We start from the raw sequence: 25,448 nt of genomic DNA, 5'->3' as shown, positions 1-25,448 counted from the left end.
GGAGGGAGCCCACATTTGAATGTGTGGGCTCTTTTTTTGTTGATGAGAAAGGGGTTGCCTGGCTGTCGTTTTTTGTCGATAGATCGATATATTAAGAAAATCGTTGATATACTGCAAGTTACGATCGATATATTTAAAAAATCGTTGATATAAATTTCATGTACCGTAATTAAGTTAAAATCATTAATACGGTTTTACTTATCAAAATGAAATTCTAATACATTTTTAACCGAGAAAGATGACTTCACCATTTTTACGTGTAATAATAGTAACGTTACATATATTGTGAAAGAAGTACAAAAGGAGCGTTACAATGAATTTAGCTAAATTCCCGAGAAAAAAATATACAGAATCATATACACCAATTGAAAAGTTAAACAATTTTTCTGAAGCACTTGGTGGTCCGACTATTTATTTTAAACGAGATGATTTACTTGGTTTAACAGCCGGTGGCAATAAGACGAGAAAGTTAGAATTTCTAGTTGCAGATGCACAGGAAAAGGGTGCAGATACGTTAATTACAGCTGGTGGTATTCAGTCAAATCATTGCCGCCTGACACTTGCTGCTGCGGTAAAAGAAAAAATGAAATGTATTCTTGTATTAGAGGAAGGGCTTGAGCCAGAAGAGAAGAGAGACTTTAACGGAAACTATTTCTTATATCACTTATTAGGTGCTGAAAACGTCATTGTTGTACCGAACGGAGCAGACCTGATGGAAGAAATGCATAAAGTAGCAAAAGAAGTAAGTGAAAAAGGAAATACACCATATGTAATTCCAGTTGGTGGATCAAACCCTACAGGCGCTATGGGATACGTTGCTTGTGCGCAAGAAATTATGGCGCAATCATTTGAGCAAGGAATTGATTTCAGTTCAGTTGTTTGTGTAAGTGGTAGCGGCGGTATGCATGCTGGTTTAATTACTGGTTTTTCTGGAACACAAAGCCATATTCCTGTAATCGGGATTAATGTAAGTAGAGGAAAAGCTGAGCAAGAAGAGAAAGTAGCAAAACTTGTAGATGAAACTTCAGCACACGTTGGTATTCCAAACTTTATCTCGCGCGACGCTGTTACGTGCTTTGATGAATATGTAGGACCAGGCTATGCGTTACCAACGCCAGAAATGGTAGAGGCAGTTCAGTTACTTGCGAAAACAGAAGGTATTTTACTTGATCCAGTGTATACAGGTAAGGCAGTAGCGGGATTAATCGACTTAATTAGAAAAGGTAATTTTAATAAGGAAGACAATATTTTATTCGTACATTCAGGTGGTTCACCAGCTTTATATGCGAATACTTCTTTATTTGCGTAAGTGTAAAAAGCATTGGGTATCCAATGCTTTTTTTGTTATATACTCGAATTATCGGGGAGTAGGAGGATGATATGAACTCAAATTTAAAAGGGATTATATATACGGTACTCGGCATTTCTATTCTATTGATCTTATTTGTAGGTTACGGAGTGTATTTGTATTTCACATCTTAAAAGAAAGATCATAATAGAAGTGAACCATTTAGTAAGAAATATAGAGTGAGAAGTAAATCTAAATAAAACCAAAAAGGGATAAATAGGAAAATGTAGAATCTTTATATATAAGATGTTCTGAATTTTTAGATATAAGGTAGAGTGGAGGAAGAAAGATGATTCAATTTCCTATGGAAGATGCTGAACAATTTTTTAGATCCTATAGTATTGGTAGGTTTACAGTTAGTGAAGATGAAGGGAAATTAATTTTTAGTACAAACTTAAATGGTCATTCTAATTTATGGGCGATGGATTTACCCAATTTATCCCCTTATCCATTAACATATTGTAATCAATCAAGCAATTTTATTAAAATGGATTCTTTAAATCGATTTATTTTAGCTGGATTTGATAAAGATGGGGATGAAAATTATCATATTTATGCATTAAAGCCAGAGGGTGGTGAATTGCTTGAATTGATTCCAGCAGGAGAGACAGAAAAGGATTACTTTGTGCATTTAACAGAGGATGGGGAACGATTATACTATGTCACAAGTAAAGATAACCCAATGTTCTTAAACTCTCGTTGTTATAATATACGCACAAAAGAAGATACGCTGTTGTTAACTGGTGTGGAGACACCTACATATGTAGAGGCAGTAAGTCCGAATGAATCAAGTTACATTGTTTTAAAGTCATATAGTAATACGTATAATGTAGGATATGTAAAAAAGGGAGAAGAACTTATTTGTATAGTACCTTCCAGTGAGAAAGAACATACTATAGGGTCCATTTGTTATATTGATGAAAATACAGTGATTTTCGTTACAAATTATGAAGAAGAGTTTTCCTATGTAGCTTCTTTTGATTTAAATAAACAGGAATTCAAACCAATCTGTAAAATAGAGAAGGAAGATATATCCGATATAAAATGGCATGCTGAAACAAAAAATGGCTACATTGTTTCGTCGAAAGGTGTTACAGATAGGTTATATAAATTTGTATGGGATAAAAAAGAGTTAATTCTATTGAATTCTCCGGTAGATACGATAAGTCAAATTGAAATTACAAAATCGGAAAATTTATATTTGCTAGGTGAAAGTGCGACGAAAACAGCAAACATCTATTACAAGAAGAATAGAGATACAGAATGGGCAGCATTAACAAAAAACTATGTTATTGGTCTATCTGAATCTTCTTTTGTTGAACCGGATGTTATAACATATGCCTCTTTTGATGGGTTAAACATAGAAGCATTATTATTCCGGGCGAAAGGAGAAGTACAAAACGGATATACAATATTTTGGCCTCATGGTGGTCCACAAAGTGCTGAGACGAAAGGTTTCAGAGAATTATTTCAATATTTATTAAGGCAGGGATATAATATTTTTGCGCCAAACTTTAGAGGTAGTACAAGATATGGTTCAACGTTTACAAAAATGATTGAAGGTGATTGGGGAGAAGCACCACGTTTAGATTGTGTAGCAGGGATCGAATGGTTATTTGAACAGGGGATATCAACTCCTGATAAATTATTTGTTATGGGCGGTAGTTATGGAGGATATATGACCTTATTGCTTCACGGGCGTCATTCAGAGTATTTCCGTGCAGCCATTGATATTTTTGGACCTAGCAATTTATTTAGTTTTATCGAATCTATGCCTGAAAATTGGAAACCGCTCGCAGTTAATTTAATAGGTGATATTAATAATGATAAAGATAAGCTTATACAAGATTCACCAATTACTTACTTAAATCAAATGAATAAACCACTCCTTATCATCCAAGGGGCAAATGATCCACGAGTTGTAAAGGAAGAATCGGATCAAATTTTTCACGCGTTGCAAGAACAAGGAGTAGATGTAGAATACCTAGTATTAGACGATGAAGGGCATGGATTTTCAAAAAAAGAAAATGAAATATATGTATATCGTCGCATAACAGAATTTTTAGCAAAGCATAAGTAAAAGAAATGGCATTTTACGGGGGATGATCATATCGCTATCAGGCTAAAAATGCAGAGAAATGACAATGAAATTATTGAATAAATAAGAATGAAACAACTTAATCATTACGTAACAAAAACGCTATTCTTTCCCTAGAATCATAGGAAAGGATAGCGTTTTTGTTGTGAACTTATTGATTTTGTATGAACTGGAATTGTTGTCTAAAGAGTTGCAACAGATTTTTTTATAAATTGAAAGACAAGGAGACGAACTTGGATGGAGTATTGGAAGCACACAATAAATATATTGAGGAGTACATGTTTGAAAACATTAAATCAATGGAGAATGAAATATTTTGTTGGAATGTCTGAGCTGCGGACCAATTCTATCACTTTAATTAACTAAAAGAAGAACTTCCCCATCCCGATTAGACTACTAATCATTCCTATTCCACCCATTGTGCCTTTTCCTGCTGTAAGTAAGTTTCCAAGCATTCCTAGCTGACCGCTACCTCCGTTATTTCCCCATCCCATTGGGGCCCACGGACTACCCCATCCTGGAGGGTTTCCAAAAACACCCGAGTTATTGGTATTGAAATGAAAAGACTTGGCTGGCGGCGATAGTAAAGCGGCAAGATGCCCTTGTGCGAACATCCCTGTATGATTGAATGGTTGGGCCCAGGGGAAGGAAGGTTTTTGAAAATTAAAACCTGCATGACCTGGTAGTGGAGTCCAATTAGTAGGGTGACCTTGTGGCATTATCCCTGCATAATTGATTGGCTGCTGCCCCCAAGAGAAGGGAGGGGGTTGGGGATTGAATCCCGTATAATTGGCTGATGAATCCCAACTAACTGGATAGACTCGGTAACTCCAATTCTCAGGAAGCTTTAAATCATTCATTACCTCAGATTTAGTTATTTCGGGCTGTGAATATAATGAAATTTGGTTAGTATATTGTTCCCCGTTTCCCTTTGAATTCAAATACCAATATTGGTCCATACGCTTATTCTCCTCACTTTAAAAATGTAATGTTAGACTTAGCCTATGTAATATTCCTTTTTATGGATGGTTACATAACTAGATCTACAAGCCTGTATTTAAAGGAATGGGTGTGTGGACTTGTTGATTTAAAGTTTCACTTTATTTTAGAAGGGTATTTTCAGTTGCTTATTTTGTGTATTTCAGCCTAATTTAAATTCCGTTAACAAACGTTTTTATAAAGGTTTCATCAAGAAAAAGATTTTAAAATGGTATGTTGAGCAAGTGGAATTGCTAAAAAGAGAATATCCATTCGAAGAGTTTGGCAAAATACTGCAAGGGTAATGTTTTCTTGTGCAAATATGTAAACGATTTAAACGAATCAATGAAATTTATAATGAAGGGGCAATTAAATATATGAGTGAAACATTACATAAAAGAAAACCACCATATGTAATGCTTGTAATCCTTTTTATTGGGGCATTTGTTTCATTTCTAAATAACTCCCTTTTAAATGTAGCCTTGCCATCAATAATGAAAGATTTAAACATTCAAGATTATTCAACGATCCAGTGGCTTTCTACAGGGTATATGCTTGTAAGTGGTATATTAATTCCGGCCTCAGCATTTTTAATAACGCGTTTTTCAAATAGGAGCCTATTTATTACATCTATGGTGATTTTTATTCTTGGTACTGCCTTAGCGGCTGTAGCACCGAACTTTGGTTTATTACTTACTGGTCGGATGGTTCAAGCGGCAGGCTCTTCAGTTATGGGACCTTTGTTAATGAATATTATGCTAGTAAGCTTTCCAAGAGAAAAAAGGGGAACAGCAATGGGGATTTTTGGACTAGTTATGATTACAGCTCCAGCAATTGGGCCGACACTATCAGGTTATATTGTAGAGTATTATGACTGGCGTTTGCTTTTTGAAATGATTTTACCTTTAGCAATCATTAGCTTACTGTTAGGGATTTGGAAATCTGAGAATGTCATGAAACAAAACAAAAATGCAAAACTTGATTATCTCTCATTACTATTATCTTCTGTCGGTTTTGGCGGTTTGTTATATGGATTCAGTTCTGCAAGCTCCGATGGCTGGACGAATAAAGTTGTCTTAACAGCCTTAATCATAGGCGCTATTGCCTTAATTGCTTTCATTATCCGTCAATTAAAAATGGATGAGCCGTTATTGGATTTACGTGTTTACAAGTACCCAATGTTTGCACTTGCGTCTGTAATTGCAATTGTCAACGCGGTGGCCATGTTTTCGGGTATGATTTTAACACCAGCTTATGTACAAAACGTCCGTGGTATTTCGCCGCTGAGCTCTGGGCTGATGATGCTTCCAGGTGCGGTAATAATGGGGATTATGTCACCAATTACAGGTAAACTATTTGATAAATATGGTCCTCGGATTCTTGGCATAGTAGGGCTTTCCATTACAGCTGTTTCAACTTATATGTTGGCAAGTCTGCAAATTGACTCTAGTCATACACATATTATTCTTATTTATACACTGCGGATGTTTGGGATGGCGATGGTGATGATGCCACTTATGACAAATGGTCTTAATCAATTGCCAACTCGCTTAAATCCGCACGGTACAGCTGTTAATAATACAGCTCAACAAGTGTCCGGTTCCATTGGTACTGCTATTCTTGTTACGATTATGAATTCTGTAACAAAAACAAAAGCTGAAAGTTTAATGTCTCATATAGATCCAACAACCTTCACAGAAACTACGAAGGCAATAGTAACTCAGAAGGCTTTATTATCCGGAATTCAATATTCATTCTATGTAGCGCTTGGCATGAATGTTGTTGCACTACTATTAGTTTTTTTCGTTAAACGTGTAGATACAAGTGCGGAAGCCGTCGAGAAGTTAAATCGGTAGAGAAGAATAAAACGTTAGATAATGATTCCTACAAGTTGTTTGCTGATTAGATAAACTATAAAGAAATACAAATTTTTGCTACTAAGGCGCCGGTATTTAAAATGGGAAAAGAACTGAAAGAAGCAGTGACATAATTATATAGTGAAAGAGGACCTGATGTTCATATCAGGTCCTCTTTCATTAGTAACGCGGTATATTGCTTATTGTATTGGTTTAACTAAACCACTGATTTTTCAAATACTACAATCTTAAGCTCGTCAACTTCTCTATTTTGGGGTGTTTTAGAAGAAAATGAATCAAAATAATCATTTTTATGAACAAATACAAGAGATGAGATCCGTTTGCAATTTCTCATAAACATTACAAGTTTAGATTATCTTTTAATACCAACATTAAAAGGCTCCAACTATATTTATTCGCTTCATTTTAATTTAGTATTTTTTTACAAGTTATAAATCTAATTGCCAAGCTTATACGCAATATCATAATCATGAATAGTTAGGGAAAAGATAAAATAAGGTAATCAATTACATATCTTTATTTCATGCTTTTTTGAAAGGGTGTTTTTAATGGAAAAAAAAGTATCTGCCATTCCTCAGCCGAAAACATATGGACCGCTGGGTAATCTCCCATTAATCGATAAAGATAAACCGACCCTATCCTTTATCAAGATAGCGGAAGAGTATGGTCCCATTTTTCAAATTCAAACTTTAAGTGATACCATCATTGTCGTTTCTGGACATGAATTGGCAGCAGAAGTTTGTGACGAAACACGGTTCGATAAAAGTATAGAGGGTGCTTTAGCAAAAGTTCGTGCCTTTGCTGGAGACGGATTATTTACAAGCGAGACTCACGAACCGAACTGGAAAAAAGCTCATAATATTTTGATGCCTACATTCAGTCAACGGGCAATGAAAGATTACCATGCCATGATGGTCGATATTGCTGTACAACTCGTTCAAAAATGGGCACGACTTAATCCGAATGAAAACGTAGATGTTCCGGAGGATATGACTCGCCTTACGTTAGATACAATTGGTCTATGTGGTTTTAATTACCGCTTCAATAGCTTTTATCGTGAGACACCTCATCCTTTTATTACTAGCATGACCCGTGCTCTAGATGAGGCGATGCACCAATTGCAGCGGCTGGATATAGAAGACAAACTTATGTGGAGAACGAAACGTCAATTTCAGCATGATATTCAATCTATGTTTTCTTTAGTAGATAATATTATTGCTGAACGTAAAAGTAGTGGAGATCAGGAAGAAAATGATTTACTTTCCCGTATGCTAAATGTGCCAGATCCGGAAACTGGTGAAAAATTAGATGATGAAAACATTCGTTTCCAAATTATTACTTTTTTAATAGCTGGACATGAGACAACAAGTGGATTGTTATCTTTTGCAATTTACTTCTTATTAAAGAATCCGGATAAATTGAAAAAAGCCTATGAAGAAGTAGACCGTGTTTTGACAGATCCTACTCCAACATACCAACAAGTTATGAAACTGAAGTATATACGGATGATTTTAAATGAATCGCTACGTCTATGGCCTACCGCTCCAGCATTCAGTCTCTATGCAAAAGAAGATACAGTGATTGGCGGGAAATACCCAATTAAGAAAGGAGAAGATCGTATTTCTGTTCTTATTCCACAGCTACATAGGGATAAAGATGCATGGGGAGACAATGTGGAAGAATTCCAACCTGAACGATTTGAAGAGCTGGATAAGGTTCCTCATCATGCTTATAAGCCATTTGGAAATGGCCAGAGAGCATGTATCGGTATGCAATTTGCACTTCATGAAGCCACTCTTGTAATGGGAATGCTTCTTCAACATTTTGAATTAATCGATTATCAAAACTATCAGCTGGATGTAAAACAAACATTAACGCTAAAGCCCGGTGATTTTAAGATTAGGATTCTACCCCGAAAACAAACTATTAGTCATCCTACTGTTCTTGCACCTACAGAGGACAAGCTGAAAAACGATGAAATTAAGCAACACGTCCAGAAGACACCTTCTATTATTGGGGCCGATAATCTTTCACTTCTTGTTCTGTATGGCTCGGATACAGGTGTAGCAGAAGGTATTGCAAGAGAATTAGCAGATACAGCTAGTTTAGAAGGGGTTCAAACGGAAGTGGTAGCTCTTAACGATCGAATTGGAAGTTTGCCAAAAGAAGGAGCGGTACTTATTGTGACTTCTTCTTATAATGGAAAACCGCCAAGTAATGCAGGGCAGTTTGTGCAATGGTTGGAGGAACTAAAACCAGATGAGCTAAAAGGTGTTCAATACGCAGTTTTTGGTTGTGGAGATCATAATTGGGCTAGTACCTATCAACGGATTCCAAGATACATTGATGAGCAGATGGCTCAAAAAGGAGCAACAAGATTTTCTAAACGCGGAGAAGCAGATGCAAGTGGTGATTTCGAGGAACAGCTTGAGCAATGGAAACAAAGCATGTGGTCTGATGCGATGAAGGCATTTGGATTGGAGCTCAACAAAAATATGGAAAAAGAGCGCAGTACTTTGAGTCTGCAATTTGTCAGTCGTCTTGGAGGATTTCCTCTTGCACGAACATATGAAGCAGTTTATGCATCTATACTAGAAAATCGTGAACTCCAATCATCCAGCAGTGATAGAAGTACACGACATATCGAGGTATCTTTGCCAGAAGGCGCTACATATAAAGAAGGAGACCACCTTGGAGTGTTGCCAGTTAATAGCGAGAAAAATATCAACCGAATTTTAAAACGTTTTGGATTAAATGGGAAGGATCAAGTTATACTGAGTGCAAGTGGACGAAGTATAAATCACATACCTCTAGACAGTCCTGTTAGTTTATTGGACCTTCTTAGTTATAGTGTTGAAGTTCAAGAAGCAGCCACTCGAGCACAAATACGAGAAATGGTAACATTCACAGCATGTCCTCCTCATAAAAAAGAATTGGAAGCATTATTAGAAGAAGGAGTTTATCATGAACAAATATTAAAGAAACGGATTTCAATGTTGGACCTTCTTGAAAGGTATGAGGCTTGTGAAATCCGATTTGAACGCTTTTTAGAACTTCTCCCTGCGCTCAAACCGCGTTACTATTCTATTTCAAGCTCTCCACTCGTTGCACACAATCGTCTGAGCATTACGGTCGGTGTTGTTAATGCACCTGCATGGAGTGGGGAAGGGACATATGAAGGAGTCGCTTCTAATTACTTAGCTCAGCGTCATAATAAAGATGAGATTATCTGTTTCATTCGAACGCCACAATCAAACTTTGAATTACCTAAAGATCCAGAAACACCAATTATTATGGTTGGGCCAGGTACTGGAATTGCACCATTCCGTGGATTCTTGCAAGCGCGTCGTGTTCAAAAGCAAAAAGGTATGAACTTAGGACAAGCGCATCTATATTTTGGTTGTCGTCATCCTGAAAAAGATTATCTTTATCGTACAGAACTAGAAAATGATGAAAGAGATGGATTAATCTCTTTACACACAGCTTTTTCTCGTTTAGAGGGACATCCAAAAACATATGTACAGCATTTGATAAAACAAGATAGAATCAATTTAATTTCGTTATTAGATAATGGAGCTCATCTTTATATATGTGGTGATGGAAGTAAAATGGCTCCGGATGTAGAAGATACCCTTTGTCAAGCATATCAAGAAATTCATGAAGTCAGTGAACAAGAAGCAAGAAATTGGTTGGATCGTGTGCAAGATGAAGGGCGATATGGAAAAGATGTTTGGGCTGGTATATGAATGTTTCTTAATTAGTTACGTATTAACTAATGAATTTCTTTCGAATAAATTTCACTTTATTAGTATAGTGTATTTAGATGAATAGTGATTAACCGGACTATTTAGTATCTACTAAATAAAAAACAGGACCTGATATTCATCTATCAGGTCCTGTTTCACATAGACATTATACATGGATATTTTCCACACATTATCAATGTTTGTAATGTAGTTAGTCTTGTGGGTCAGCAATAAAATCAGATATTATTTTTTCAATATCGAAAGGAGTAATCCCTTTATCCAAAGAAAAAATGCTTTCTGCTTCTTCGATGTCTTGAACGAGTTCACCTCTAGCTTCAATATGTAATCGGAACAAGTCATATAAATTCGGTTTAACTAAATTAGTTAAAGCCTTTCCAACAAGTATCATACCTTTTTGATTAGCCTCGATGGTATTATCATAAGTTAGATCTCTTGTAAGAGACAAATCTGTCCAAATCAATTTTCGTTCCTTTAAGTCTAAAATAACTGGAATAGAGATTTGGGTGTCGGCAGTAATATCCACTTTATCTTGAACAGTAGAAGGTTCAAATATTTCACCTGAACCAGGATATTGACGAACCATCCAACCAGTAAAGCATTCTGGTAAATCTTTATATGGTTGGTCTGTGTAAGAAAGCAAAGTCATAACTACATAGCGTCCACCATATTTCAGCACAGACGGAATATCGAAATCAATGAATTCAGATGCTCCCTTTGGTGCAGAAGTAATATCTCCGCTATGGTAGGCTTTGAAATTTTTTGAACGTAAGTTCGTGAAGGATACATGTTCTTTGTATTGCCAATCTTCGTCGTACATTGCAGCAGACAAATCAATGTCAACACGTCCTGTATGTTGTCCATTCACATAGCCTTCTTTCCACCATAGGAAAAAACGAATCGTATCTCCTTCTGGCAAATCTACTTTACTTCCTCGAGATAATGTGCGAAGCGCTTTGCTGGCTGAACGTTGAGAGAAGGGAACTAAGTGATTTTTTAACTGTTCATCCAAAAATACTTTTCCGAGACTTGGAAGTTCTGCGAAGCGATTTTTTAAAGTATCTTCACACATTTTTACAATCATTAAACAAATATCCTCTGAGATAAATGGAAGTGTATTTTCAATACCTATAGCTTTTGCTACATTTCCCTTTGGAAAAAAGGTGCGAAATTCATTTTTATCATTTCGATGCTTAAAATGAGCCGTGAGTTGAAGTAATACAGGAGTAGAAACATTTCCTATTATACTTAGAAACTCTTCGAGAATATTGAAAACATCTGTTGACGTATCACTACATAAACGGATTAAATGATCCAAGCGTCTGGCAAATTCCCCCGGGCGAGTTTTTAAAAGATTTTTCGCTGTCATGATATCACGATTCAACAAAGCTGCTTCTATTTTTCCATTAAATGTTTCAACTTTAATGTTGTTGCGAAGCATCTCAAATGCTCGGTGGGTTTTTGGGAAACGAGTATGATATTCTGCTGGATGAAGAATTTCACCTAAACGAATCCAACGTTTTTTGTATCGAATCATATCTTCGGTAATGTTTCCGCATTGCTCTAACAATCCTAAAAGGAAGCGTCTTTCTACTCGGTTAAACTTCTTGAATCGAACGGAGGATGCTAAACTCACATCACCTTCAGATAAAGCAACTGCAAGGCGAAGAACATCAGTTGCTGTTTTAAAATACTTTGCAGCAGCATCGGCTGATATTTTTCTGTTTATTAATAAAACCCCAATTATAAAAGACATATTTTCCTTATGGGGAATTACATTAGGTAGAAAACAGGAAACATCTTCAGTGTGTGTAATAGCCCATTCTACATCTGTCTTATCAGTTGAGGAAATAGAGCTGTTTGCACGAATCAATTGAGAAATCATTTGATTGAAATCTTCTTCACTTCCTAAGTCAATAACTTTCAAATCAACGCTATCTAAAAGAGGAAGTCGTTCTTCTACTTTTGATACAGGTAGGCGCAACGTCACATAATGAATAACGGCATTGATGTATAAATCAGCGTCACTTAAATCCATCATTTGTTGCGGAAAGTTTGGATACATAGGAGTAAACTGAATATGTGCACCAACCATTTCTTTTAAATGTTTTACCAACTCTTTGTAAAACGATGTGAATGCACCAACCGAAAGTGTTTGCAACTCTTCTATTAAAGGCTCAGAAAAAGTAAATCCTAAACTTTCCAAGTTTTTTAAAGCAGTGGCTAAATACATGTTCGGTAGTTTATTTTCTTCTCTTTTTATAATTACTTTCAAACTTCTTCTTATGTAAATAGAATTTTTCATGAGAACGCCAGCTATTCACGCCTTATAAAAGAGGGGAATAGTCTGACTGTCCTCCTTTCAGTGGTAGATTTTTATTTTTATATGTATAAACACACTAATTGTAGAAAAATGCACAGAGGGTACATAGCTATTTTTTAGTGAAAAATTAGGGGTATAACATTTAGTTGTTAAGTGGTAATTTGTTAATTAAGAAAAGAAAACCTCTACATCAATGGTTGATAAACTAAAGTTTATTCAATCCTAAAGAAGAAAGAGGTTTTATAGTCTAATTATTTTCATAGGAAATTGACAACTCTAAAACAATTTGAAATTTCTACAAAGAAGGAAGAATTGTCATAGCCTATGTGTTTAGCAGGAAAGTAACATCCCTATTTCGCCAAAGAAGTTAGAAGGAAGGAACGTCATAGCCTACTTTATTAGTATATTCTCATGCGAAGAGCAATTCAAGTATACTGTCTGATTTTTTAAAGTTTTCCTAAATGGGAATTTTCATGTTTATCCCGTATTAACGGAGGATTTTTATTTTTGATATATTATGGAATGGAGTTGAATGAGTATTATAAATACAAAAGGTGAAATTAAAAAAACAAAAAGAAAAGTATTACTAACTATACTTACTATGTTAGTAATTATAATTGGATTTGGATATTGGAAACTTTTTAGTTTGCAAGGTGTTCCAAAAGGGGAATTAATTCGAACAGTGAAATCTCCAGATGGAAAATATCTCATCAAGACTTATTTTCATAATGCAGGATCATTAAGTGCGGATGCTGTTAGGGGTGAATTAGTTAACCTTGATACAGATTTAGAGAAAAATATATATTGGAATTATCCAGATACCGATCCATATATTGAATGGGTAAATAAGAATATTGTTAGAATTGGAGATCAAACTTTAGATGTTTCGCAGAAAGAAACCTATGATTGGCGTGATGATGATAAGCACGTTAAAGAAATGCCTAAACAGTTTAGTAGATAAAACAAGAAAATTTAAATGTATTTAATCTTATTTGTTTAACAATAGATGGTATTATATGAGTGAAAGAGTCCATTTAAATCTTCTAAATGGACTCTTTTAGGTTTCTAGATACGACTACTGATAAAAATGGAACAAACTTGTTACTTAGGTTGTCTATTAAGTATACGTATAAAACAGGTGTTCATGATAGTTCAATCATTTTATGAAAAGTGAGATGCAAGAAGAGTGATATCCGATACACTCTTTAATTGTATCGATATGTATAACACCTAGAAAAACTATATATTCTTGAAAGAGGTTGAAAATATATGATAGTCTTAAACAAGTTTTTTAACATTTTACATTACAAAAAGATGGTACCTGTAGTATTTCTTTCGTGTGCAACGCTTATAGGCTGTTCCGATGGCAATACTCAGTCTGAATTACCTAAACAAACAAAACAAACAAATCAAACCAAACAAGAAACTACTGGTAATGACTCTTTTGCTAAACTTGAAAAAGAATTTGATGCTAAACTCGGTATTTATGCATTGGACACTGATACGAATCAAACCGTTACGTATCAATCAGATAAACGGTTTGCATACGCATCTACCCACAAAGCTTTAGCTGTGGGAGTACTTTTACAAAAGAAATCAATAGAAGATCTAAATCAAAGAGTTTTGTATACTCGTGAAGATCTTGTTAATTACAATCCAATTACAGAAAAGTATGTTGATAGGGGTATGACTCTGAAAGAGCTTGCAGATGCTTCCCTTCGATATAGTGATAATACTGCGCAAAATCTTATTCTTAAACAATTAGGTGGACCTAGTGAATTCAAAAAATCACTGAGAGAAATAGGAGATACCGTTACAAATCCTGAACGTTTTGAACCAGAGTTAAACGAAGTGCATCCAGGAGACGTACATGATACTAGTACCCCAAAGGCATTAGCTACTAGTCTTCAGGCTTTTGCGCTAGGAGATGTACTTTCAACTGAGAAACGGGATTTATTAATAGATTGGATGAAAAGGAATACTACGGGAGACAACTTAATTCGTGCTGGAGTTCCAGGAGGATGGGAAGTAGCTGATAAGACGGGCTCGGGATCTTATGGAACCAGAAATGATATCGCAATTATTTGGCCACCAAATAAAAAGCCAATTGTTCTTGCGATACTTTCTAATCATGATAAAGAGGATGCTAAATACGATGATAAGCTTATTGCAGAAGCAACCAAAATAGCGCTGGGTGTCTTAAAAGCTAAAAATAAATAATAATAGTATTAGTTATTGAAATTTTCTTGTTTTTTCGTCACAATACTGTGACGGTCTTTTTGTGTATTTTACAAAAGATCGTCTTAAGTAAAGAAAGAAGATAGAAACCATCTCTATTAAGTTTATTAACTAAGTAACAACAAATATATGCTTTATTGAATACTTATTGCATTTAATGTGGAGGAATAAAATGGAGTCGAAAATTCTTATTGTTGATGATGATAAAGAGATTAGAAATCTTATCTCAGTATATTTGGAAAATGAAGGCCTAAAAACTCAAAAGGCAGAAGATGCTATACAAGCTTTACAACTGTTAGAAGAAAAGGAATTTGATTTGATTATTTTAGATATTATGATGCCGAATATGGATGGCATTGAAGCATGTATGAAAATTAGGGAAGATCGCAATATGCCTATCATTATGCTATCTGCAAAATCTGAGGATATAGACAAAATTCAGGGCCTAGCCTCTGGTGCAGACGATTATTTATCAAAACCGTTTAACCCACTAGAATTAATTGCTAGGGTAAAATCCCAATTAAGAAGGTTTAAAAAATACAATACGTCCATAGAACATAATAAAAGTATTCTAGAAATTGGTGACTTAACCGTGAATACAGATACTCGTCAAGTATGGGTAAGGGGAAAAGAAACAAGGTTAACTCCAAAAGAGTTTGCTATTCTCGAACTACTCGCCCGTAACAAAGGGATTGTCCTGAGTGTAGCAAAAATATATGAAGCAGTTTGGAAAGAGGTTTTTTATAAATCAGATAATACCGTCATGGTGCATATTACAAAAATAAGAGACAAAATTGAAGAAGATTCTAAACATCCCATTTATATTAAAACTGTTTGGGGAATTGGGTATAAAATATGAAGAATGTTAGTTTCAGAAATAAGATTATTATAAAACTTCTTGGTGCTGTTGCAATTAGTTTTTTTATTTCATTTGGTTTAACAATCCTCATTGTGCAATACGTCATAGATCCATTTTTTATAAAACACGAAGATTTTGGCATGTTTGAAGTGAGACTCGCAATGTTGTTCTTATTTACGTTCGCAATCTTAAACTTTATAGTAATCTTTTTGCTATTGGTTCGAAAGAAAATAGTATATTTGAAGCTCATTTCGGAAAATGTGAATGATATTGCAAATGGAAAACTGGGTTTAACAATTGGGATTAAGGGGAAGGACGAATTGACCCAACTTGCTCAAAATATCAACTATATGTCCAAGGAATTGGAGAATACATTTGAACAAGAAAGACAATTAGAACGTACAAAAAATGAACTTATCACCAATGTATCTCATGATTTACGCACACCTTTAACATCTATTATTGGCTATATAGATTTATTAAAAAGAGGGCAATACAACAGTAACATACAATTACAGGAATACCTTGAAACCACGTATTCAAAGTCACAGAGACTGAAATATTTAATTGATGAGCTGTTTGAGTATACTCGTTTATCAGGTATAGATGCTAAGTTAAACCTTAATGAAGTTGATTTATCAGGTTTGTTGGAACAAATAGTTGGAGAATACATACCTATATTTGAAAAGGAAAGTTTAATCGTTCAAAAATCAATTACGCAAGAAACAATACCTATCTTCATAGATGTAGAAAAAATGGTACGTGTTTATGAAAATCTTTTTATGAATGCGATAAAGTACAGCATGAAACCATCCGAATTATCTATATGTCTTGAACTAATAGGTAACAAGGCAATGTTGAAAGTATCAAATAAAGTCGAGAAACCGCCTGTTAGCGATCCAAATAAATTGTTTGAAAGGTTTTTCAGGGGGGACAAGGCAAGAAAAGATGACCAGGGAAATGGACTGGGACTTGCTATTTCAAAAAGAATTGTTGAACTTCATCATGGTAATATACATGCAGAATATAAAGATGGTTGGATGTCTTTTATTGTTGAACATTCAATTAGATAGAAAGCTTATGGAACTACAGGTTCCATAAGCTTTTTTTAAAACTTAAGAAATCTTAAGGATTTTACGGGGTGTTTCCTAATTTTCATAGTTTATCATGGGTGTATTCAAAGTGATGAGGTGAGCAAAGAAGATAAAAGGAAAGATTTCATTGTAGCTTAAGTGTGGAGGTAACATGTCTATTTTGTTAGTAGTAAACAAATTTAGTAGCTTATTGTAATGAAATAAAAAAATGTAGGAGGATATAAATGATAAAGCCAGTTGTAGATGTAAAAAACATTCAAAAATTGTACGGTAAAAAAGGTGAGAATCAATCACACGCATTAAAAGGTGTATCATTCTCAATTCAAGAGGGAGAGTTTGTTGGTATTATGGGGCCTTCTGGTTCTGGTAAAACAACATTATTAAATGTAATTTCAACGTTAGATAAAGCGACAGGCGGCGTTGTTGAAATTGCAGGAACGGATATTACGAGGATGAAGCAGGGGGAACTTTCTGATTTTCGTTCACAAAAGTTAGGATTCATTTTCCAAGACTTTAACTTATTGGAGAATTTATCTATCTATGAAAATATCGCACTCCCACTTTCACTTCAAGGTGTTTCATCTCGTAATATTGGAAAGAAAGTAGAAAAAGTAGCTGATATGTTAGGCATTACAGCGATACTTCAAAAATATCCTTCTGAAGTATCTGGTGGACAAAAGCAACGTTCCGCAGCAGCACGTGCGTTAGTTCATGAACCAGCAATTATTTTGGGAGATGAGCCGACTGGAGCTCTAGATTCTAAAAATGCAACGAGTTTACTTAATGCCATGACAAGCTTAAATAAAGAGCAAGGTGTATCCATTATGATGGTTACGCATGATCCTTACAGCGCAAGTTACTGTCAACGTATTTTATTCATTCAAGATGGTGAGTTATATAAAGAAATTCATCGCGGTAGTACCCGTGAAGAATTCTATAAAGAAATTTTAGATGTGCTTGCAAACTTAGGCACACAAAAAGCGTAAGGAAGGAAGTTCAATCATGTTATTTAAGCTTTCTATGTCAGGCCTAAAAAGTAAGTTGCAAGATTACATTGTTTTACTTGTTGGTCTTATTGTCTCTATTTCAACTTTTTATATGTTTCAAACGCTAGCATCCAATAAAACGTTCCTTGAATCTAACTCTTCTATTAGGGATATTGTGGCTGTCTTTAAAATTGGTTCCGTTTTGTTAGCGATTATCACATTTTTCTATATTTTATATGCAAACTCTTTCTTATCAGCTCTTCGTCAAAAAGAATTTGGTATGTATATGATGTTAGGAGCAAAAAAGCATAAAGTTACCTTACTTATGTTCATTGAAACAATCATATTAGGTGCCACCTCTCTTTTGATTGGAATTACAATTGGTGTAGGACTTGCAGAAGGTATCGGTCAGCTATTAATGAAACAACTCGAGTTTGCTGGCGAAGGTTATAAAGCATTTTATCTGCCATCTATAGCTATTACTTGCATCTTCTTCTTTGCACTCTTTGTATTATCTGCAATTATGAATAGTATTAAATTATCTCGTATTTCTGTACTGCAACTTGTACATGCTGATGAACAAACAGAACGTGTTGCCATAAAAGGAAAAATGACAGTTGTAGTTGCATTCCTTGGTATTCTTTTATTGGGTATTGGTTATGCATCACTTATTTATATATCATCTGCAAATTCGCTAATTGTTTTGGGATTAATGGCTGTTGGATTAATCTCAGCAACTGTTGGTACTTACCTTATATTTGGATCACTTCTTCCAGTTATGATTAACAAGCTAAAGAGTAATAAAAAACGTAGTGAAAAAGGCCTCAATGCTTTTACTTTTGCACAATTAAATTTCCGCATTAATAGTCTAACAAATGTGCTTGCAACAGTAGCAATTTTAGTGGCTCTTGGTGCTGGTGGAATTGCTTGTGGTATGGCATTTAAAAACAACATCCTAAAAATTACAGATCAAATACAAATTTACGATTCAGTCATTCATAATCCAACAGTGGAAGAAAAGACAATTTTGGGTAGTATCTTATTTCAAGAAAAACTTGAATATCATTACAAAGTTGATGATAGATATGTTTATTATCTTAAAGAAGATGTAGAGAAAAATCGCCCTTTCTTGCAAGGTATGAAAATAGAGAAAGCTTCAGAGGAAATACCAATTGGTGCATTTTCAATAAAACGGGCTGAAGGAGAGACAGACACAAAACAATGGATTCAGGTTTTCAGAACGATCCAGCCCAATTATTTATATCCTGATTATGAAATAAAAATTGTAGATTATAACATATACAATGGATTGAAGGGGAAAGAAAGTATTGTGTTTATGGGGAAAACAGATGATTTTGGATCATACATAAAAGAATGGAAAAAACTTGATGAATTACAGATAGCAAAATATAAAAATGTGAAAGCGGAAGAATTGGGTAGTAAGTATCAAACATATATTATGAGTCATGATTTTGCCAGCGGACTAATGTTTATGGGTTTCTTCGTTGGAATTGCATTTTTAGCAATGATGGCAAGCTGCTTAATGTTTAAAGTTCTGTCGGGAGCATCAAAAGATGTAACACGTTATCAAATGCTTCATAAAATTGGTGTTCGCCGAGAGTTATTAACAAAATCGATTTATAAAGAGTTATTCTTCATATTCTTATTCCCAGCAATTGTAGGGATTACTCATATATTAGTTGGTATGAACATGTTTAGCCCTCTTGTAATCGATCCGTACTCTCGCATTTGGTTACCACTTGTTATTTTTGTAGTAATTTACTCGATGTATTACTGGATTACTGTTCAATTATTTAAAGGAATTGTACTCCCTAAAAAAGATTAATGTAATGATGTTGTTTATCCCGCATTAACGGGCAGCACGATTGGTGAGGGCTCATAATCAGTGGGGGATGAACAAACCCCACTGATTAAAGTTTCACTTTATCTTCTACTGTACCTTGTAACTACATTTTACCTTGCTGTAGAGAAACAAAAAAACATTTTTCTTATTCAATAATTCCAATTTCTAGAGCCTTTTGCACAGCTTCTTCTTTGTTGCGGACTCCTAGCTTTGTATAAGCTGTGGAAGCATAATTTCTGACCGTACCATTCGATAAATATAACCTTGATGCTATGGTAGTGTATCGAAGTCCCTTGGCTACTAGTTGCAATATTTCTATCTCCCTAGCTGTTAGCTCATAAGCGGTTGCTTTTGATTGTGGTGTCTCTTTTTGCGCATCAAACTTTTCAAATATTTTGTGAGACATTCCCTGATCAATCAGTGTCCCACCTTTGTGAATAAGTCGGATCGTATTAGCTAGCTCCAATGTTTCAATAGATTTGAGTAAAAAACCATCCGCACCGTTGCGAAGCGATTCCAACGCCTGTTCGGTATCCTGAAAAGTGGTAAAAATCAATATGCGGATATGTGGCCATTGTTGCTTAATCTTTTTGGTTGCTTCGACTCCATCCATGTGTTGCATATCTAAATCCATAAGTATAACATGAGGTTGAAGGCGCCCACACAAATCGATGGCTTCATTGCCATCCTCGGCCAAACCGACTACATTTAAATCTTCATATCTATCGAGTAGTGTCCTCAAACTTTCCCGAACAAACGGCTGGTCGTCTACAATTAACAAACGAATAAGTCCATCTTTTATTTCAGTTTGTCGCGGTATGGTACATGTAACAAGCATTCCTTCATCTGGCTTTGTATATACAGACAATTGACCTTGCAAATTCATTGCTCGTTCTTTCATCGCATTCATACCGAAGCCTTCTTGCCATTCTACATTTCCTTTTCCATTATCTTGAACTTCTAATCTCGTATATTGTTGTTCAAACTGCAATGAAACTATAATTTCAGTTCCCTGACCATGACGTACTGCATTCGTAAGGGACTCTTGTAAGCAACGAATGAACGCTATCTTCGCTTGCCGAGACAATTCATATTCCTCTCCGTATGCCCGAAAACTTACATTAACCAGAGCGTGCTCCTGAAATTCGGCTCCAAGATTTTGGAGAGATTGAATTAAGGAAGGCGATTGACAAGGAGACTCCATTTGCTCACGTCCTCGATGCTTTTACGTCCCATTTCAAGCAGAGAATCTAGCCTCTGTATACCCATTTCAGTAGCAAGTTCGGTGCGCAACGTTTCCATCCCCATAATAATAGAAGTATAAGCGTGACCAACTGTATCATGAAGCTCACTCGACAGTCTGTTTCGTTCTTCCGCCAGTGTAATGCGTTCAATCTGAGACATATATTGCTCAAGTACCGCGTTTTGTTTACGAATTGATTCATTTTGTTTATGATTGACGATTAATAAATGAAAAGCGAAGCCCATTACATATGCGAATCCATAATAGGTGACCATAATCCAATAGCTATTACTTGGCGCAACCGCATAGAAAATTCCAGTTGTTATAAAAACCGTTATTGGAGCTGTCCAATAATAGGACAAATGCTTACTATTCGCAGCAATTAGAAACACCGATATAAGAAATGTGTTGTAAGCTTCTGGAAATAATAGGGTTAAATATATACATAGTCCACCATATAGCAGTATTTCTGTGAACAAATAATATTTATAATTGAATAGTAAGGCTACCCATGGAACAGAGAAGGCAATAATTTCCCAAAGAATAATAATCCAAAGTGGTAATGTTAAACCATCCTGAAAATTTAATGTAGCTAGAATGATAGACACACTAGCAAGTAGGCGTACCCCTAACATAATCCAATCATACCAAAACCAATACCAATACTTAACCATATCTAACAAGTCCTTTACCCCCTAAATAGCCTACCATTTTACTTCCTACATAATAATTTAATCCTTCCTGCCTTATTATACTTTTTAATTTAAAACTACGATACTACTCACAGACTGCAAACTTCTATTGATTTAGTTGCCGAATCATACTACGTGTATAGCCCCCAATTTTCTTTGTCAAACCATCGACTATTCTAATACTTATGGCGGTAAATACTATACCCATAAACATTACAAAGAGTGACTTGGCAAAAGTATCTATTTGTATAAATATAATATTCATATCGATGTATCGATACAGTAGTGGTGCCAACAGGAACATAAGTGGCATTACGTAAAAAATGATTGCACTAATGAGACTGAAAATGCCAATCGTAAATTTCTGCATTAGCCAATAGACAGCACACCAAGTGCGACGATCTGTTAGCACTAATTTCACCTGAGACCAGTTCGATGTATCCATTGTTATACTTCTATCGTAAGAGTCTGTTGAAATATCTGTATAAATTTTCGTCTGTATGCGCTCGAATTGGATAAAGGGTGTGGTAGTCTGTAGTACGCGCATAATTAATGGAATCCCAACAACAGTAAATGAAAGGGTTAAACTAAATAGCAGAGCTATTAGGTAAAAACAAAAATAAAACAATCCTGTACCGAAAGTTAGCAATAAAAAATAACCATTCTGGATGAATCTTGATTTCATAAAGTTCATCGCTCCTATCTGTGTAATAACCGAATCATACTGCTTTTTTTGTCATTCTCACTAGTGTAAAAGTGTCATATGACAGTTCTAAATGATGTTAAAAAGGGGAGAGCAGCTTACTTCTGGTTAAAAAAGATGCTTTTATCCCGCTATTTACTGGGCAGTAAGACTCCCACCTCAAAATTCAGCGTTAGGTGGGGGGCGGGCTGCCGGTAAACGCACGATTGGTGAAGGCTAATAATCAGTGGGGGATGAACAAAAACCTGCTGATTAAAGTTTCACTTTATTAATCCTCACAAAACAATCCCGTTCTTACATCTGCAAGAACGGGATTGCTTTGTACTTTTATTTAATATGAGATGGACTTGTTTTTCGAATATGAAAAATAATATCAAATTGCTCAAGCAATGAAGTATCAAAATACACCGAACTGTTCGGGAGGATTTGTCCCCCTATACTTAGTAATGGTCTTTTTGCTTTAACCCATTTTTCTGCTTGTCCTTTAAGGTGACGGTTATCCAATAAAAACATTTTATATGGCACTTTTCCGAGAGTATAATTGAAACTTTTTACATCTTGTGGAATAGTGTCGGTTGTAATCTTACCTCCAGTGGAAGGATCATATAAGGTAAAATTCCCCTCCGTAGTTGAACTACCAATTGTGACATAATTATTGTCTAAACGTTCCTTCAAAAACTGCCCCGCAACATAAGGGTATAATTTCTCATCGATAATTCCTTTAGCTATATGAATATTGTGTGCCCATACCATCGTTTTACCACCAAATGTCTCTTGTGCCCACATTGCATGATCGGCCAAGTATTGTTCATGTAGTTTTATTATACTTGGATAGTCGTTAGGGAGTAGCATTGTGGTAAATTTCTCTATTGCACTTGCCGCTGCTTTCGCCCAGATGTACTCGGATGGAATTATTTCTGTGTTGGCTTGCTCATTCTCATCTTTTAGTAATCGGGCTACTCTCTCAGCGTTTGCTTTAAACTTCTCTTTTCTTTCAGGAGCAAGTTTCATATATTCCTGTATACTTCCAGTAAAAGAAGACAATTCTTTATAATTTTCTTCTACTTCTGCCAGCAAATCTGGTCGATGGAGCCTTACATAATCAATTACTTTATTAAAGCTACCTTGGTCCAATGTCTTTAAGTCGAGCCCAATAAATTGGATCTTTTTTTTATTGGATGGATCAGCATTATAATCTTTCATCCACTCAATCATGGCTATAATTTCATCAGTAGGATATAACAATTTTAAAAATTCCCTAGGGTTTCCTTTTCCTGTTTGGATATATTCATTTAGTTTTAAGCCGTTTCCCCAATCTTCTTCCATTGCAAAATTCGTAAAACCCATTTCAGTAACCAAATATTTCACAAGGCGAAACTTCATAGTAAAAATTTCAGAGCTTCCATGAGTATTCTCTCCTAATCCTACATATTGCGCGTTCCCAATCATTTTCTTAAGTGGTTTTAAATCTTCAAATGGTTTTGACGGCTCTATCGTTTTTAATGGGTTAGCCTGTGATTGTATTGATTTAACTATATTTTTTTGGACTGATTGACCTGAATTTTCGACTGCTACAGTTTGAGCGTTTCCTACTTCCGCGCATCCTGTGACTAATAAAGCTGTACTAACCATTGCAATCATTCTTTTCTTATTCATTTTTGCCCACCTCAATTGAATTATTTTTATAAACAAGATTGATTCATGTACTTGCACGAATCAATTGCCTTAATTTAATTGTTATTTATTCCATATCATATTTTCTAGTTACATATTGTCATAAGATTAATTGACACAAGTCATAGGTTAATCATTACACTTTTGTACTATCGGCTATGACAGTTTATAAATAATAATTAAATTGTTGAATCGCAAGTAAGACTAGATTATGAATTTGGGAGGGATTTTAAAGATGAATGATCTGTATGTCAAAATATTTTTATTCTAAGTTGTAGCTGTTGAAATGACAGGAAGTAAATTTGATAAACAAATGAATAAAAGGGGAAGGGCGGATTACAATGTTATTACACGCAAAATCGTTCCACAATAAAGATAAAATCCATCGTGCTAAAATAGGACTTCAACTTTTTCTAAGTATCTTAACTATTACTTCTATTATCCTAAATGTACTAGTAATGATTACTAAAAGTATGCCGCTTATTGTGGTATATATGTTTACCCCGGCATTTTCTTCTATTTTGACTCGCATAATATTGAAAGAAGGGTTTAAAGATGTATCTTTTAGTCTCGGTAACTTAAAGATATGGAAGGGGATTGGTTTTGCTCTGCTAATACCTATGATTATTTGTGGAATTACTTATTCTATCGCCTGGTTGAGCGGAATTGCGAGGTTTCAGCCCCCGCAAGGTGGTATGCTAGAACCTATTTACAATATACTTGGATTTCAGTATCTACCGATACCATTAAGTTTCATTTTTATAGTAGTATTGAGCGGAGTATTAGGTAGCTTGCTTAACTTAATTCCAGTTATGGGAGAAGAAATGGGTTGGCGAGGTTATATGCTTACAAGACTAATCGATGCAGAGTTTTCACGCCCAATCCTTATTAGCGGATTGATTTGGGCAACGTGGCATGTTCCAATTGTTATTGCTGGTCTATATGTAGAGGGAACATCGGCCCTACTTTCAGTACTTGGCATCTATTTTTGTATTGTGCCATTCAGTTATATTACAGCTTATTTACGACTTATCACAGGTAGCGTTTGGCCTTCGGTTATCATTCATACTACTTGGAATGCCATTATTCAAGGACCTTTCGCACGTGCAAGTACAGGAGATCAAACTGAGATTTGGATTGGAGAATCTGGTTTGATAACCGCTATTATTATCTTGGCTACTGCAATAATTATGTCTCGAATCGTAAATTTTACTAAATAGCATACGGATTTGTTTTAAATTCAATTAGTGTAATATGACGAGGCTGAAATAAGATGCTCCTAAAAATATTAGAAAAAATCTAGTTGAACGGACTCTTACTTAATCTTAGGCTGCTGGATATATGGAAGGCATCAAGCTAAGGGTTTAATTTATAAAAATAAACTTGATTGTCATAAAAAAATAATGTTTTTCATTTAAAGGCTATGAGATGAAATTTCATCATCTTCATCACATTAGACCTTCAGGAAATAAAAAGTTAAACGATTATACAAATACTCTAACTGAAAAAACGATAGTCCTTTTATCAAAAATGTAGAAGGACTATCGTTTATTTTTTTGACAAAATTAGGGATTGATGTTCATGAAAATGGATAATATAATTCGTATTTTACGTAAAGAGAAAAATTTCTCCCTAGAATATTAAGCTAAATATCTTGGTGTGACGGTTAATTTAAGTTTCACTTTATGACTTGTAAAGGGCTGTTCA

General features: G+C 35.1%; 15 protein-coding genes and 1 pseudogene. 11 read left to right on the top strand and 5 right to left on the bottom strand.

Features of this window, described 5'->3' with window-relative positions:
* Positions 1-313 precede the first annotated feature (313 nt).
* Entirely contained in the window at positions 314-1,309 is a 996-nt protein-coding gene (cuyA, locus tag MR107_RS18570; protein ID WP_044307402.1) for a D-cysteate sulfo-lyase, read from the top strand.
* A gap of 328 nt (positions 1,310-1,637) precedes the next feature.
* Positions 1,638-3,428, top strand: coding sequence for a S9 family peptidase (locus MR107_RS18565; RefSeq protein WP_242292593.1), 1,791 nt, complete (start codon positions 1,638-1,640; stop codon positions 3,426-3,428).
* A 380-nt stretch (positions 3,429-3,808) separates the two neighbouring features.
* On the opposite strand, the gene MR107_RS18560 is transcribed toward MR107_RS18565, so the two are convergent.
* A complete protein-coding gene (locus tag MR107_RS18560; protein WP_242292592.1) occupies positions 3,809-4,405 on the bottom strand; it encodes a hypothetical protein in 597 nt (198 codons plus the stop codon).
* Between the two features lie 396 nt (positions 4,406-4,801).
* On the opposite strand from MR107_RS18560, the gene MR107_RS18555 reads away from it, so the two are divergent.
* Positions 4,802-6,280: a DHA2 family efflux MFS transporter permease subunit gene (locus MR107_RS18555; RefSeq protein WP_071731923.1), complete on the top strand. Its 1,479-nt coding sequence runs from the start codon at positions 4,802-4,804 to the stop codon at positions 6,278-6,280.
* A 569-nt stretch (positions 6,281-6,849) separates the two neighbouring features.
* On the top strand, positions 6,850-10,047 hold the full coding sequence (gene cypD, locus MR107_RS18550) for a bifunctional P-450/NADPH--P450 reductase (protein WP_242292591.1): 3,198 nt from the start codon (positions 6,850-6,852) through the stop codon (positions 10,045-10,047).
* 211 nt (positions 10,048-10,258) lie between these two features.
* Here the strand turns inward: cypD and MR107_RS18545 are convergent, their stop codons facing one another.
* A complete protein-coding gene (locus tag MR107_RS18545; RefSeq protein ID WP_242292590.1) occupies positions 10,259-12,370 on the bottom strand; it encodes a TerD family protein in 2,112 nt (703 codons plus the stop codon).
* Between the two features lie 550 nt (positions 12,371-12,920).
* Here MR107_RS18545 and MR107_RS18540 point away from each other — a divergent pair.
* The 6 genes from MR107_RS18540 (at position 12,921) to MR107_RS18515 (ending at position 19,411) form a co-directional block, all read left to right on the top strand.
* Positions 12,921-13,349 carry a DUF5412 domain-containing protein gene (locus MR107_RS18540; RefSeq protein ID WP_074555301.1) on the top strand — a complete coding sequence of 143 codons (429 nt, stop codon included), beginning with the start codon at positions 12,921-12,923 and terminating at the stop codon, positions 13,347-13,349.
* 308 nt (positions 13,350-13,657) lie between these two features.
* Complete coding sequence (gene bla / locus MR107_RS18535) at positions 13,658-14,608, top strand: class A beta-lactamase (protein ID WP_016512586.1); 951 nt, start codon at positions 13,658-13,660, stop codon at positions 14,606-14,608.
* Positions 14,609-14,798: 190 nt separating this feature from the next.
* Complete coding sequence (locus MR107_RS18530; protein ID WP_016081007.1) at positions 14,799-15,485, top strand: response regulator transcription factor; 687 nt, start codon at positions 14,799-14,801, stop codon at positions 15,483-15,485.
* Positions 15,482-16,558: a HAMP domain-containing sensor histidine kinase gene (locus MR107_RS18525; protein WP_000800285.1), complete on the top strand. Its 1,077-nt coding sequence runs from the start codon at positions 15,482-15,484 to the stop codon at positions 16,556-16,558. The genes MR107_RS18530 and MR107_RS18525 overlap by 4 nt, the downstream gene beginning before the upstream one ends.
* 245 nt (positions 16,559-16,803) lie before the next feature.
* Positions 16,804-17,565, top strand: a complete 762-nt coding sequence (locus MR107_RS18520) for an ABC transporter ATP-binding protein (protein WP_000595170.1) — start codon at positions 16,804-16,806, stop codon at positions 17,563-17,565.
* A gap of 16 nt (positions 17,566-17,581) precedes the next feature.
* A complete protein-coding gene (locus MR107_RS18515) occupies positions 17,582-19,411 on the top strand; it encodes an FtsX-like permease family protein (RefSeq protein ID WP_074555293.1) in 1,830 nt (609 codons plus the stop codon).
* A gap of 163 nt (positions 19,412-19,574) precedes the next feature.
* On the opposite strand, the pseudogene MR107_RS18510 reads toward MR107_RS18515, so the two are convergent.
* The 3 genes and pseudogenes from MR107_RS18510 to MR107_RS18500 all read right to left on the bottom strand — a co-directional run bounded on the left by MR107_RS18510 (position 19,575) and on the right by MR107_RS18500 (position 23,723).
* A pseudogene (locus MR107_RS18510) lies at positions 19,575-21,355 on the bottom strand (response regulator).
* A 115-nt stretch (positions 21,356-21,470) separates the two neighbouring features.
* Complete coding sequence (locus MR107_RS18505) at positions 21,471-22,049, bottom strand: sensor domain-containing protein (RefSeq protein WP_000842192.1); 579 nt, start codon at positions 22,047-22,049, stop codon at positions 21,471-21,473.
* A gap of 345 nt (positions 22,050-22,394) precedes the next feature.
* Positions 22,395-23,723, bottom strand: a complete 1,329-nt coding sequence (locus tag MR107_RS18500; protein WP_242292589.1) for an erythromycin esterase family protein — start codon at positions 23,721-23,723, stop codon at positions 22,395-22,397.
* 359 nt (positions 23,724-24,082) lie between these two features.
* Between MR107_RS18500 and MR107_RS18495 the strand changes: the two genes are divergently transcribed.
* Positions 24,083-24,961: a CPBP family glutamic-type intramembrane protease gene (locus tag MR107_RS18495; RefSeq protein ID WP_242292588.1), complete on the top strand. Its 879-nt coding sequence runs from the start codon at positions 24,083-24,085 to the stop codon at positions 24,959-24,961.
* Positions 24,962-25,448: the final 487 nt, after the last annotated feature.

Source organism: Bacillus cereus group sp. BfR-BA-01441, assembly GCF_022663075.1.
GTDB classification, from domain to species: Bacteria; Bacillota; Bacilli; order Bacillales; family Bacillaceae_G; genus Bacillus_A; species Bacillus_A cereus.
Note: the sequence above shows the minus strand (reverse complement) of the source record. Positions and strands in the feature narration are given on the sequence as shown.